General features: G+C 62.5%; 14 protein-coding genes. 4 read left to right on the top strand and 10 right to left on the bottom strand.

Going from position 1 to position 12923, the window contains the following annotated elements:
• Positions 1 to 16 precede the first annotated feature (16 nt).
• Together ACM6IK_RS12130 and ACM6IK_RS12125 are read right to left on the bottom strand one after the other, a co-directional pair.
• Positions 17 to 646 carry a hypothetical protein gene (locus tag ACM6IK_RS12130; RefSeq protein ID WP_218431862.1) on the bottom strand — a complete coding sequence of 210 codons (630 nt, stop codon included), beginning with the start codon at positions 644 to 646 and terminating at the stop codon, positions 17 to 19.
• Positions 647 to 789: 143 nt separating this feature from the next.
• Complete coding sequence (locus ACM6IK_RS12125) at positions 790 to 1578, bottom strand: alpha/beta hydrolase (RefSeq protein ID WP_414874514.1); 789 nt, start codon at positions 1576 to 1578, stop codon at positions 790 to 792.
• A gap of 128 nt (positions 1579 to 1706) precedes the next feature.
• Between ACM6IK_RS12125 and ACM6IK_RS12120 the strand changes: the two genes are divergently transcribed.
• On the top strand, positions 1707 to 2651 hold the full coding sequence (locus ACM6IK_RS12120; RefSeq protein ID WP_414874513.1) for an aldo/keto reductase: 945 nt from the start codon (positions 1707 to 1709) through the stop codon (positions 2649 to 2651).
• 123 nt (positions 2652 to 2774) lie between these two features.
• Positions 2775 to 3428: a peroxiredoxin gene (locus ACM6IK_RS12115; protein ID WP_414874512.1), complete on the top strand. Its 654-nt coding sequence runs from the start codon at positions 2775 to 2777 to the stop codon at positions 3426 to 3428.
• A 145-nt stretch (positions 3429 to 3573) separates the two neighbouring features.
• Here the strand turns inward: ACM6IK_RS12115 and yghX are convergent, their stop codons facing one another.
• From yghX to ACM6IK_RS12085, 6 genes are all read right to left on the bottom strand, one after another.
• Positions 3574 to 4461, bottom strand: coding sequence for a YghX family hydrolase (gene yghX / locus ACM6IK_RS12110; RefSeq protein WP_414874511.1), 888 nt, complete (start codon positions 4459 to 4461; stop codon positions 3574 to 3576).
• A 150-nt stretch (positions 4462 to 4611) separates the two neighbouring features.
• The gene (locus tag ACM6IK_RS12105; protein WP_414874510.1) at positions 4612 to 5013 is read right to left on the bottom strand and encodes a heme-binding protein; all 402 of its coding nucleotides are present in this window, start codon (positions 5011 to 5013) and stop codon (positions 4612 to 4614) included.
• Between the two features lie 19 nt (positions 5014 to 5032).
• On the bottom strand, positions 5033 to 6250 hold the full coding sequence (gene glcF, locus ACM6IK_RS12100; protein ID WP_414874509.1) for a glycolate oxidase subunit GlcF: 1218 nt from the start codon (positions 6248 to 6250) through the stop codon (positions 5033 to 5035).
• Between the two features lie 3 nt (positions 6251 to 6253).
• Positions 6254 to 7318 (bottom strand): glycolate oxidase subunit GlcE, encoded by a 1065-nt coding sequence (gene glcE, locus ACM6IK_RS12095; RefSeq protein WP_414874508.1) that lies wholly within the window; start codon positions 7316 to 7318, stop codon positions 6254 to 6256.
• Positions 7318 to 8817: a glycolate oxidase subunit GlcD gene (gene glcD / locus ACM6IK_RS12090; RefSeq protein ID WP_414874507.1), complete on the bottom strand. Its 1500-nt coding sequence runs from the start codon at positions 8815 to 8817 to the stop codon at positions 7318 to 7320. Before glcD ends, glcE begins: the two co-directional genes overlap by 1 nt.
• Positions 8818 to 9064: 247 nt before the next feature.
• Complete coding sequence (locus ACM6IK_RS12085; RefSeq protein WP_414874506.1) at positions 9065 to 10828, bottom strand: L-lactate permease; 1764 nt, start codon at positions 10826 to 10828, stop codon at positions 9065 to 9067.
• 179 nt (positions 10829 to 11007) lie between these two features.
• On the opposite strand from ACM6IK_RS12085, the gene ACM6IK_RS12080 reads away from it, so the two are divergent.
• A complete protein-coding gene (locus ACM6IK_RS12080) occupies positions 11008 to 11244 on the top strand; it encodes a hypothetical protein (protein ID WP_218431844.1) in 237 nt (78 codons plus the stop codon).
• A 23-nt stretch (positions 11245 to 11267) separates the two neighbouring features.
• On the opposite strand, the gene ACM6IK_RS12075 is transcribed toward ACM6IK_RS12080, so the two are convergent.
• Together ACM6IK_RS12075 and ACM6IK_RS12070 are read right to left on the bottom strand one after the other, a co-directional pair.
• On the bottom strand, positions 11268 to 11528 hold the full coding sequence (locus ACM6IK_RS12075; RefSeq protein WP_414874505.1) for a hypothetical protein: 261 nt from the start codon (positions 11526 to 11528) through the stop codon (positions 11268 to 11270).
• Positions 11525 to 11872, bottom strand: coding sequence for a hypothetical protein (locus tag ACM6IK_RS12070; protein ID WP_414874555.1), 348 nt, complete (start codon positions 11870 to 11872; stop codon positions 11525 to 11527). The genes ACM6IK_RS12075 and ACM6IK_RS12070 overlap by 4 nt, the downstream gene beginning before the upstream one ends.
• Here ACM6IK_RS12070 and ACM6IK_RS12065 point away from each other — a divergent pair.
• Positions 11850 to 12914, top strand: a complete 1065-nt coding sequence (locus ACM6IK_RS12065) for a hypothetical protein (protein ID WP_414874504.1) — start codon at positions 11850 to 11852, stop codon at positions 12912 to 12914. The two genes, ACM6IK_RS12070 and ACM6IK_RS12065, sit on opposite strands and share 23 nt — an antisense overlap.
• The last annotated feature ends 9 nt before the right edge of the window (positions 12915 to 12923 follow it).

Below are 12923 nucleotides of genomic sequence, written 5' to 3'. Positions count from 1 at the left end.
ATGCCCTCGCGCGATATCAGAACTTGTCAGGGAATTGCTTGACCAGCGCAGCGGTCAGCGCGTCGGCCAGGGCCTGGACGTGCGTGCGCATCATCGCCCAGGTGCGGGCTTCGCCGGCGTAATCGTGCGCGGCAAACTCATCGATCTGGGCGACGTGGTGACCGCCATGGGCCGACAGCATGTTGACCAGTGTGGCTTCAGGCAGATTGGGGTTGGCGGTGGCCAGGAAAGCCGCAATCGCCTTGGCATTGCTGGTCAGCTCGGCGACGGCAGCCTGCTTGCCCTTGGCGTCTTTCGCGACGGTGGCATCGCTGTAGTGTTTCACTGCGCCCCAGTGACCGGCCAGCAGCTTGAGCAGTTGATCCGCCGCCGGTTGACCGTAGAGCGGGGCGATGCTGTTGGCGATTTTGGTCGCGTTGTCGACGACCTGGTCCGCCGCGACTTTGGCTTGCTTTTTATCGGCGGATTGATTGGCCAGCGCGTAGTTTCTGATCCAGAAAATGTGTTCGACCCAAAGGTCACGCTCGGCCAGGCGCGTGGTCAGCGCGGGGCTGTCGACAGCGGCAGGTGAGGCGGCGGGCGTCTGGCTCCAGACCGGTTGCGCACACAACGCCAGCAGGAGCAAAGCCAGGGTTTTGATATTCATGACGGGACCCTCTGAGAGTGGGAACGTTCGACAATATCAATATAGGCATAAAAATATGTTTTTATTGGGCGTTGGTGAATTCTCGGATGAATGGTCATAGCTTGCCGCCGGAAGCCCCCTCGCCACAAAGTCCGGTGTTGCCGTTACAACCCATCCCCCAGCGCCTTGAGGTATTCAGGGCTTTCGCTGATCGAGTTATGCCCCGTCCCCGGTACCACCTGCAATGACGCCACGCCTTTGGCGAAGTGTGTATACAAACGCTCGGTGCTCTGGCGCGCAATCACTTCATCATGCTCGGCGGCAATCAGCCGAGTCGGCACCGTGATGCGGGCAGCGTATTGCCAGGACGGGTATTTGTCCTTCAACAACCAGCGCACCGGAAACCAGCGGAACTGGCGGGCGGCCAGCCCTTCCAGGCTGTCGTAGGGTGTGATCAGCACCAGCCGTGCGGCCGGGCGTTCGCTGGCAAGGCGCACGGCAACCCCGGAACCCAGGCTGCGTCCGACCACCGCCACATGCCGATGACTGGCATACACCTGGTCGAACAACGTGATGGCATCGCGGGCAATGGCTTCTTCGCAAGGCGAACCGGAACTGCCGCCGTAGCCGCGGTAATGCAGCAGATATAGCGCGTAGTCAGGGAACGCCTGGGTGAACGCGGGCAGGTTGCGCGAGACGTCTTCGGCATTGCCGCCGAAATAAATCAGCGCGTTGGGACCCTCGTGAGGTCGGGTGGAGACCAGCACCTGCGCGTCGGCGACCGGCAGGGTGAGCAGTGTCTCGACGCCGCCGACGGTACGCGGTTGCGGGAAATAAATCAGTGCCCGCTGGAACACGAACAGCGCCACGCACAGCGCCAGGTACAACGCAGCGACGATGACGACGAGTAACACCAGGGTGCGTGACATTCGACTAACGTTAGTGGGCGGCATTGACGGCTCGGGGTTTGAAAGTGGCTGGCACCGCAAGGCTTCCTGAGTGTAGTCAATCGACCCTGGCGCGGTTTATCCGGATTGTCGATTCAACGGGCCGAGCCCGTGCGACTGGTGAGAAGCGTTTTATGAGCCATCCTGAGGGTTACACCCGTAGAGCAATACTCACGCTGGCTGCCGGTGCTTCGGCGGTCTTCACGTTTGGTTCGGCGGTTGCGCAACCCGCGCCGTCGACGGGAACAGGAGGCAAGACCATGCAGACCCGGGCCATTCCTTCCAGTAACGAGTCCTTGCCGATCGTAGGGCTGGGCACTTATCGCGGATTCGACGTCGAGCCGGTGCAACCGGCCTACAAAGACTTGCCCGCGGTGCTCGATGCGTTGTTCGACAAGGGTGGCAAGTTGATCGACAGCTCGCCGATGTACGGTCGCGCCGAACAGACCGTCGGCGAGTTGCTGTCGATCCATGAGCCACGCTCACCGGCGTTCCTCGCCACCAAAGTGTGGACCCGGGGCCGCGAAGAAGGCATCGCGCAGATGGAGCAATCCTTCGCCCTGTTGCAGACCGACCGGATCGACCTGATGCAGATCCACAACCTGCTGGACTGGCAGACGCACCTGCCGACCCTGCGCCACTGGAAGGAAGCAGGGCGCATCCGCTACATCGGCATCACCCATTACACGGCGTCGGCCTATGCAGAAGTGGAAACGGTACTCAAGGCCGAGCCACTGGACTTCTTGCAGATCAACTACGCCCTGGATGATCGCGGTGCCGAGAATCGCCTGCTGCCGTTGTGCCGCGAGCGGGGGGTGGCGGTGATCTGTAACCGGCCGTTTGGCGGTGGAGGCTTGCTGGCCAAACTCAAGGATAAGCCGCTGCCAGGCTGGGCAGCGCAAGTCGGGGTCAAAAGCTGGGCGCAACTGGCGCTGAAGTTCCTGCTGTCGCATTCGGCGGTGACCTGCGTGATTCCGGGCACCGGCAACCCGCGCTACATGGCGGAAAATGCCCGGGCCGGTTTCGGCCCGATGCTGACCGATGCCCAGCGTCAGCAACTGATTGCGCTGGTGGGCTAGCGACTCACCCAGCGCAGGCCGGCGAGTGCCGGAACCTCTCCTATACTGTTTCGCGTCCATGCCGTTGAAAGCGTATTTGCTGCCCTGACGGCGTCCCTGTCCATCACTGCAAGGAGATCGAACATGGCTATCCGTATTGGCGACGAAGCACCGGATTTCACCGCGGACACCACTGAAGGCACCCTAAACTTTCACCAATGGATCGGCGACGGGTGGGCCATCCTGTTTTCCCATCCCAAGGATTTCACCCCGGTGTGCACCACCGAACTGGGCTACCTGGCCAAACTCAAGCCGGAATTCGACAAGCGCAACACCAAGATCATCGGCCTCAGCGTCGACCCGGTCAGTGACCACAACCGCTGGGTCGGTGACATCGCCGAGACCCAGGGTACGGCGGTCAACTATCCGCTGATCGGCGACGAAAACCTGGTGGTGGCCAAGCTCTACGACATGATCCATCCCAATGCCAGCGGCGGTGCGCGCACGGCTGTGGACAACGCCACGGTGCGTTCGGTGTTCATCGTCGGCCCGGACAAGAAGGTCAAGGCCATGCTGATCTACCCGATGAGCGCCGGACGCAATTTCGATGAAGTGCTGCGCCTGCTCGATTCCCTGCAATTGAATGCCAAGCACACCGTTGCCACGCCAGTGAACTGGCGGCCGGGTGAGGACGTGATCATCCCGACCTCGGTGTCTGACGAAGACGCGAAGAAGAAATACCCGGATGGCTTCAAGACCCTGAAGCCGTATCTGCGGACGGTGGCGCAACCGAAATAACTGCTGCGGCCTTCAAACCGCTATCGCGAGCAAGCTCGCTCCCACAGGGGACTTCAGTGAACACAAAATCTGTGTTCGACAGAAGTCCCCTGTGGGAGCGAGCTTGCTCGCGATGAGGCCGGAACTGCTAGCCGAGTAATTCCGCTCAAACCAGATACTTTTTAAACCACCCCAACGTCCGCTCCCACGCCAGCTTCGCCGCCGCCTCGTCATAACGCGGCGTGGAGTCGTTGTGGAAACCATGATTGCAGCCCGGATAAATGTAGGCCACATAGGTCTTGCCCCCGGCCTTCAACGCTTTCTCATAGGCCGGCCAGCCTTCGTTGATCCGCGTATCCAGTTCGCCGTAGTGCAGCATCACCGGTGCCTTGATCCGCGGCACTTCCTCGGCCGTTGGCTGACGGCCATAAAACGACACGGCGGCACCCAGTTCCGGATAGGCCACGGCAGCAGCATTGGCCACGCCACCGCCGTAGCAGAACCCGGTGATGCCGACTTTTCCAGTGGCAGCGGGGTGTTTCATCATCCACTCGACGGCGGCGAAAAAGTCGTTCATCAGCTTTTCCGGGTCGACCGTGGCCTGCAACTCTCGGCCCTTGTCGTCATTGCCGGGATAACCGCCGACCGAACTCAGGCCGTCAGGGGCGAGGGCGATGAAACCGGCCTTGGCCAGACGTCGGGCCACGTCTTCGATGTACGGGTTGAGCCCGCGGTTTTCGTGCACGACCACCACCGCCGGCACTTTGCCCGTGGCCTTGGCCGGGCGCACCAGATAACCGCGAACCTGGCCATGGCCCTTGGGCGATGGGTAGGTGATGTACTCGGGAACAATGTCCGGATCGGTGAACTCGACCTGCTCGGCCAGCGCGTAGTTGGGGCTTAGCGCGGCGAGCAGGGCTCCAGCCGTCAATCCGCCGAAGGTGAACAACGCCGCGCGGTCGAGAAACTCCCGGCGGTTGATCTTGCCGTGGGCGTAGTAGTCGTACAGTTCCAGCAGTTGCGGGGAAAAGTCTTTGGCAGTTAGACGGGTCATTGCTGCAACTCCTCTCGGCTGGTTGAACACGGACCCTGTGGGAGCGAGCTTGCTCGCGATGGCGGCAGACCAGTCGATATCTATGTTGAATGACACTCCGCCATCGCGAGCAAGCTCGCTCCCACAGGGATAAATGGTGATGCCAAAGCCTCATTTCAGACACTGCGCCCCGGCCTTGGCCACTTGCGCATCTTGCTCGGGCTTGACGCCCGACACTCCGACAGCACCAACCACCTGGCCATCGAAAACAATCGGCACTCCCCCTTCCAGTGAAGTCAACAACGGTGCCGACAGGAAAGCGTAGCGCCCGGCGTTGACCATGTCCTCATAGCTTTTCGTTTCACGCCGCCCAAGGGCTGAGGTCCGGGCCTTTTCGGTGGCGATATACGCGCTGCTCGGCGCGCAGCCGTCGAGGCGTTCGAGGGCCAGCGGGTGGCCGCCGTCATCGACTACCACGATGGTCACGGCCCATTGATTGGCCTGTGCTTCGGTGCGGGCGGCTTTGATGATCTGGCTGACTTCGGTCTGGCTCAGGACGGCTTTGCTGTTCATGGGGACCTCCAGGATTGGCTTAAGGCAAGGCGGCTTCGACCAGTTCGATCCAGTGCCGCACCGGGGTTCGGCCCGCGCCGTCGAGGTGCGTCTGGCAGCCGATGTTGGCCGTGACAATCATCTCGGGATGGCCGCTTTCCAGGGCGTTGAGCTTGTTGTCGCGCAACTGCCGCGACAGTTCGGGCTGGGTCAGCGAATAGGTGCCCGCCGAGCCGCAGCACAGGTGCCCGTCGGGGACGGACGTCAGGTTGAAACCGAGTCCGGTCAGCAGCGCTTCCACGGCACCGCCGAGTTTCTGTCCGTGCTGCAAGGTGCAGGGGCAATGGAAGGCCAGGCGTTGGGAGGCGTGGATGCCGAGTTTTTCCAGTGGCTCGTCGCGCAACACCTCCACAAGGTCCCGGGCCAGCGCGCTGACCTTTTTTGCCTTGTCGGCATAGGCCGGGTCGCTGGCGAGCAGATGGCCGTAGTCCTTGATGAAGGCGCCGCAACCGCTGGCCGTCTGCACAATCGCTTCGACGCCTTTTTCGATGCCCGGCCACCACGCGTCGATGTTACACCGGGCACGATCGAGGCCGGCGACCTGGGCGCCAAGGTGGTAGTCCACGGCGCCGCAGCAACCGGCTTCGCGGGTCGCGATGACGCTGATCCCCAACCGGTCCAGCACCCGCGCCGCCGCGGCATTGGTGTTGGGAGACAGGCTGGGCTGCACGCAACCTTCGAGCATCAGCACCTGACGCTCACGCAGGGTCATGGGCCGCGGCTTGGCCGGGTAGACATTGCGCGGCAACTTGCTTTGCAGGGTGCCGGGCAGCAACGCGCGGAACACCTGACCGCTATTGACCAGGCTCTTGAACAGCTCTGGATGGGGCACGGTCTGCCGCAACCCCTCGCGCAACAGGCGTTGACCGAGGGGGCGCGGCACCGCCGCATCGACCACCGCGCGACCGATGTCCAGCAGGTTGTGGTAATCGACCCCCGACGGGCAGGTGGTTTCGCAGTTGCGGCACGACAGGCAGCGATCCAGGTGCTGCTGGGTCTTTTGCGTGACCTCGTTGCCTTCCAGCACTTGCTTGATCAGGTAGATGCGCCCCCGCGGGCCGTCCAGTTCATCGCCGAGCAATTGATAGGTCGGGCACGTGGCATTGCAGAACCCGCAGTGCACGCAGGTGCGCAGAATGCTTTCGGCTTCTGCGGCGCGGGGCAGCTGGCTGGCGCTTTCACTCAAGGTCGTCTGCATGGTTCAAAGCTCCGCGTACAGGCGTCCGGGGTTGAAGATGCCCCGTGGATCGAGTTGCTGTTTCAGGTTGCGGTGATAGCGCATCAGCGCTGGCGGCAGCGGATGGAACGGGGTGTCGGTCAGGCCGTGGCTGAAGCAGGTGGCATGGCCGCCGAGCTCGTCGACTACGTGGCGGATGAACGCCGCGTCGGCATCGGATTTCAGCCAGCGCTGCGCGCCCCCCCAGTCGATCAACTGGCGACCCGGCAGCGACAGGAGCGGCGTGTTGTGCGGCAGGGACAGGCGCCAAAGCGGTTGGTCTTCATCGAAGAAGCTCAAGCGCTGCTCGTTGAGATCGTCCCACCAGGAAGCGTCCAACTGCTCACCACCGAGGCGCTCATGGGCCGCCGCCACCGAACCTTCACCGCCCTCAAGCCGCAGGTGCAGGCATGAACCGTCGTGACAGGCCGCGCTGATCGGCAACGGCTGCTGGCCCCATTCCGCCAGGCGCAACAAGGCCCGCTCGGCGTCCATTTCCAGGCTGATGCTGAGGCACTGCCGGGGTTTTGGTAGCACTTTGAGCGAGACTTCGGTGATCAGCCCGAGGCTGCCGTAACTGCCGGCCATCAGGCGCGACAGGTCATAGCCGGCGACGTTTTTCATCACCTCGCCACCGAAGCGCAACAGCTTGCCGTGCCCTGTGATGACCCGCGTGCCAAGAATGAAGTCCCGCACCGAACCGACCCACGGGCGCCGTGGCCCGGACAGCCCGCAGGCGATCATGCCGCCGACGGTGGCGCCATCGCCAAAGGCCGGCGGTTCGCAGGGCAGCATCTGTTGCGCGGCGTCCAGCTCTTGCGCCAGCTGCGACAACGGCGTGCCGCAGCGGACGGTGATCACCAGCTCGGTCGGGTCGTAACTGACGATGCCCCGGTGTGCGCGGGTGTCGAGAATTTCCCCGGCCGTGGTGCGCCCCAGGAAGGCCTTGCTGTTGGATCCCTGGATGCGCAACGGCGTGGCGTTTTCCAGCGCCTGATTGACCTGTTCCAGCAGTGACGGGCTGTCATCGAAATCTACAGGGCCGCGCATCAGAAACGCTCCAGCTCAGGGAAGGGCAGTTGACCACCATGCACGTGCATGGCACCGAATTCGGCGCAGCGGTGCAGGGTCGGGATGTTCTTGCCGGGGTTGAGCAGGCCGCTCGGGTCGAAGGCGGCTTTGATGGCATGGAACAGAGTCAGCTCGTCGCTGTTGAACTGCGCGCACATCTGATTGATCTTCTCGCGGCCCACGCCGTGTTCACCGGTGATGCTGCCGCCGACTTTCACGCACAACTCCAGAATCTTGCCGCCCAGGGCTTCGGCGCGGTCCAGCTCACCGGGTTGATTGGCGTCGAACAGGATCAACGGATGCATGTTGCCGTCACCGGCATGGAACACGTTGGCCACCCGCAGGCCGTATTCCTTCGACAGCTCGGTGATGGCGTGCAGTACGCCGGGCAGTTCGCGACGGGGGATGGTGCCATCCATGCAGTAATAGTCCGGCGAGAGGCGGCCCACCGCCGGGAAGGCATTCTTGCGTCCGGCCCAGAAACGCACGCGCTCGGCTTCGTCTTTCGCCTGACGCAGCTCGATGGCGCCGGCCTGTTGCAGCACCTGGCGCACCCGCTCGCAGTCATCGCAGACGTCGGCTTCGACGCCATCGAGTTCGCACAGCAGAATGGCCTGGGCGTCCACCGGATAACCGGCGTGGATGAAGTCCTCGGCGGCGCGGATGGCCAGGTTGTCCATCATTTCCAGGCCACCGGGGATGATGCCGGCGGCGATGATATCGCCAACGGCGCGCCCGGCTTTTTCCACGGAGTCGAACGCTGCCAGCAGCACTTTGGCGGTCTGCGGTTTAGGCAGCAGTTTGACCGTGACTTCGGTGATCACCCCCAGCAGGCCTTCGGAGCCGGTGAACAGCGCCAGCAGGTCGAAACCGGGGGAGTCGAGGGCATTGGAGCCCAGGCTCAAATGCTCGCCGTCGACGGTGAGGATGTCGACCTTGAGCACGTTGTGCACGGTCAGGCCGTACTTCAGGCAATGCACGCCACCGGCATTTTCCGCGACATTGCCGCCGATGGAACAGGCGATTTGCGAGGAGGGATCCGGCGCGTAGTACAGGCCGAAGGGTGCCGCCGCCTGGGAAATCGCCAGATTGCGCACGCCGGGCTGAACCCGTGCGGTACGGGCGGCGGGGTCGATGCCCAGGATGTTGTTGAAGCGCGCCATCACCAGCAGCACGCCTTTCTCCAGGGGCAGCGCCCCACCGGACAAACCGGTGCCCGCGCCACGGGCCACCACGGGGACGTGCAGCTCATGGCAGACGCGCAGCACCCCTTGCACTTCGTCGATATATCGGGGCAATACCACCAGCATCGGCGTGGTGCGATAGGCCGACAGTCCGTCGCATTCGTAGGGCCTGAGTTCCTCCTGCTGATGCAGGATTTCCAGATTCGGCAAACGGGTTTGCAGGGTCTGCAACAGCGCCTGTTTGTCGACACCGGGCAAGGCGCCGTCAACGCGTTCATCGTAGAGAATGTTCATGGGGTCACGATTCTCGCTGGAGGCCACTGACCTTAATCATTGGCCTGATACAGCCGACTGTCCATGGGATCGTTGTCTGCTCGACGTACGATTCATTCAATAAAAACCACCATCCCCTAATGTGGGAGCGAGCTTGCTCGCGATAGCGGTGGCTCAGTCGACATCTCTGTCGAATGTGACACGGTCATCGCGAGCAAGCTCGCTCCCACAGGGATCAGGTTTGCGCAGAATTACGCGTGTATTCGACTCAATGTCCGCCCACCACCATGTGGCTGAACGGTGCGACATAGGCCTGCAATGTCACCAGCCCACCGACCAGAATCGCCAGCACAATCGAGTGGAAGAACACGTAGCGCAGGATTTCCCCTTCATGGCCATACCAGCGGGTGGCGGTGGAGGCGACCACGATCGACTGGGCATCGACCATCTTGCCCATGACCCCGCCGGAGCTGTTGGCGGCGGCCATCAACACCGGGCTCATGCCCAACTGCTCGGACGTCACTCGTTGCAAGCCGCCGAACAGCACGTTGGAAGCCGTGTCCGAACCGGTCAACGCCACGCCGAGCCAGCCGAGCAAGGTACCGAACATCGGATAGAAGATGCCCGTCGCGGCGAAGGCCAGGCCCATGGTCGCATCCAGGCCCGAGTAGCGCGTGAGGAAGCCCAGCGCGAGCATCGCCGCAATGGTGATCAGCGAGTAGCGCACCACCCACAGGGTGCGCAGGTACTGGCGAATCAGTTGTGGTATCGAGTACCCCATCAGCAAGCCGCCGACAATCGCCGCCAGCAGAATGCCGCTGCCGGTGGCGGTGAACCAGGTGAACTTGTACACCGCCTCTTCGGTTTTCGGCGCAGGCACCACGGGTGGGACTTTCTCGACCTGCAAGTGCAGGGTGGTGAAGGTCAGGACCGGCGCGAACACCGGGTTGGCCTCGCGCAGCGGTTTGCCCTGAGGGTCGAGCTTGGCTGAGCTGGTTTGCGGGTCGATGGCAGGGCGGGTGTCGAAGGTGTTCTTGAAGCCTTGCGTACCCCAGATGAACACGAAGACCGTGAGGATGATCCACGGCATCCATGCGCGCATCACTGCCGGTTTTGCCTCATTGGCGAAGGTTGCAGTCGGTACAGGCTTTTCGTCGTGCTCGGCGTCGATCTTCGAGTTGTCGACCCGGCCGGACAGCGCCGCGGAGGTGTGCACGGTGGCCGGTTTCCAGACCTGGAGGAAACCGGCCAGGCAGGCCATGGAAATCAGTGCGGCGATCACGTCCACCAGCATCGGCCCGTGATAGTTGGACACCAGGAACTGCGGCACGGCAAAACTGACCCCGGCCACCAGAATCGCCGGCCAGATTTCCAGCATCTTGCGCCAGCCGGCAAAGGCCCAGATCAGCCAGAACGGCACCAGCACCGAGAAAAATGGCAACTGCCGGCCGACCATCATCGACAGCTCCATTTCATCCAGCCCGGTGACCCTGGCCAGGGTGATGATCGGCGTACCGAGGGCACCGAACGCCACGGGGGCAGTGTTGGCGATCAGCGCCAGCCCCGAGGCGGCGAGTGGCGAAAACCCCAGCCCGATCAGAATCGCCCCGGTCACCGCCACCGGCGTACCGAAACCGGCCGCGCCTTCGAAAAACGCACCGAAGCAGAAAGCGATCAGGAGCAATTGCAGGCGCCGGTCATCGGTGATGCGCGCCAGGGAGTCTTGCAACACCTTGAACGAGCCATTCTCGGTGGTCAGGCGGTGCAGGAAGATGATGTTCAACACAATCCAGCCAATCGGCAGCAGACCGTTGGCTGCACCGAACAGCGCCGCGGTACCTGCCATGTTCGCCGGCATGCCGAAGGCGAAGATCGCGATCAGCAAGGCCGAGGCCAGGGCGAGCAACGCCGCCAGGTGCGCCTTGACATGGAAAAACGCGAGGGACGCCAGCATCACCACCACCGGCACGGCCGCCATGAGTGTTGAAAGCACCGGGTTACCGAACGGATCGTAGACTTGCTGCCAGACCATGTTCCACCTCTGCTTTTTATTGTTGAGCGTGCAGATCCCCTGAGGGGAGGTGGACTTCAGTATAGGTGGCATTGCGCCGCTGTCAGGGCAGGCCTCCGGTCCAGCGAGTCGGCGCAGTTCCGAGGGCTGAGCTAGCATGGCCAGTAGGGTTTGAATTCAGTCAGGGGAGGAGTCCAGTCATGACCGAGCGCCATATGGAGCACAAGGAAACGCTATCGAACGGATGCAACATCAGAGTCAAGGCCGAGATATTGAAGGACGGTTCGTTGGGCATGTTCATCGGTGTCTATCGGCCGGACGGCTCGGCCATCGATGAAAACCACGACCCGCGGCCGCACATGCTGGACATGGAAGCGGCGATGGATTGGGGGATCGATATTGCCAAGGGAATTGGCAATAGCCAGCGAACGTTGTGAGACCAGGCGACCGGCGGTCGCTGTCAGAACCCGAACGAACGGGCCGAGCCTTTTGCCAGCTCGACATCCAGCAGATGCTCGACCAGCACGTCATTCAAAAAACGGAACTGATCATTGAGCCCGACCACTTCGTTGCTGAAGTGATGATCGGCTGCCGGGATCAGCAACGCTTCGAACTTCTCGTCGAACAGCAGAGTCAACTCTTTACGCGGCTCGTATTTCTGCGCGTAGAAATTGTTGCCGAACACCGGAAAACGCACGGCGAGGGTGACGATGTGAATCATGATGTTTGCTCCTCGCTCAGGACGTACCAGGAAAATACGCTCAAGGTGAAAGCCGTCAGAGCCAGGCAGGTCAGCAGATGGATCAGCATGATGTCCCCCTCCGATTCGGGGTTTCGTGTTGGCTTGGAATCGATCCTACGCTGACGGCCATCAAACGGAAGGCAATCGCGGCGATGGTGAATATCGATGCAACTGATGGCGGTTTTTTTCGCTGTTGATGCAGGCCCTTTCGCGGGCTCCGGGACATCGCCACCTATACTTAAACCGAAAGTTTCGCGTGTCGGGCATTTTGCCCGGTGCCAACTCCAGGAAGCCGCCATCTTGAACCTGCGTTCGCTGATCATTGCCGTGCTGGTGGTGTTGGCGGGGTGTGCCACGCCTGTGCGCGCGCCGGTAGAAGTGGCGCCGGTCATCGTTCCTGCCAGCACCTGGCAAGAAGTGGACCGGGAGATCGTCACCGCGTCGCAGGCGGCTACCGAGCAGACCAGAATCTACGCCCGCGGCGCCATGGATTACTGGCGCACACGGGTCTATGAGTTGACCGAACAGAATTTCATTCCGTGGTTCAGCAGTTACTGGACCCAGGAGTGGCTGTCGATGAAGGTCAGCTGGTACACCATCAGCGCCAAGGGTGAGCAGGACTCCGTGGAAAAACGCCTGGCGGCGTACCTGCTCGAAGCCTATCAGGAGAAGGTCCTGGCCCCGGCGGCCGTGGAAATCGATCCCGATGCGATTCTCGGCCTGGCAGCGGCGTTCTATGTCGACATCCTCAAGGAGGAGCTGCAGAAAATCTCCAACCGCCACGGCGTGCCGATGGCGCAGCTCAACGGGCGCATCCAGAAAATCCCGGCCATCGCCCTCGGGCCTCCGCCGACGAGAGACGCCTCGTTGTACCAGGTCGTGCACACCGAACCGCTGAACGCCTTGCCGGCCTTCGCCGCGCTGATCGACAAAGTCCATAAGGCCGGTGGCGACAAGGGGGTGGGGTCGACCGACACCGCGATGGCGCCGGTGGCCAGGCGCGCCAGCCGGCGGATGGAAGCCGAGATGGCCCCGCGCGGGGCCGCCAGCGCCGTGGCCGCAGCGACCGGGAAACTCGCCGGTGGCTTGATCACGCTAGGGGTGGCGGGTATTCGCGCATTCATTCAGGCCTTTGACCGGCCCGATAGCGAGGCGCTGATCCGCCGTAGCCTGGGCAATACCTTCGACAAGGCCTGGCTCAAACTGGTGCAGGACCCGACCAGCGGCGTCATGGCCGGCACGCTTTACATGGCGGCGCAGGTCGAAGGCAGCCTGGGCGGCAGCGCACAACCGCCGGTCGGTTTGAGCGCCGGCACTGTCGATCGGACGCCAGCGCAACCGACTAACCTGCAGAACACCCCATGACCCAAGGAG

The organism is Pseudomonas sp. IT-196MI5, from assembly GCF_949767415.1.
Classification (GTDB): domain Bacteria; phylum Pseudomonadota; class Gammaproteobacteria; order Pseudomonadales; family Pseudomonadaceae; genus Aquipseudomonas.
This window is presented reverse-complemented; position numbering and strand designations above follow the sequence as displayed.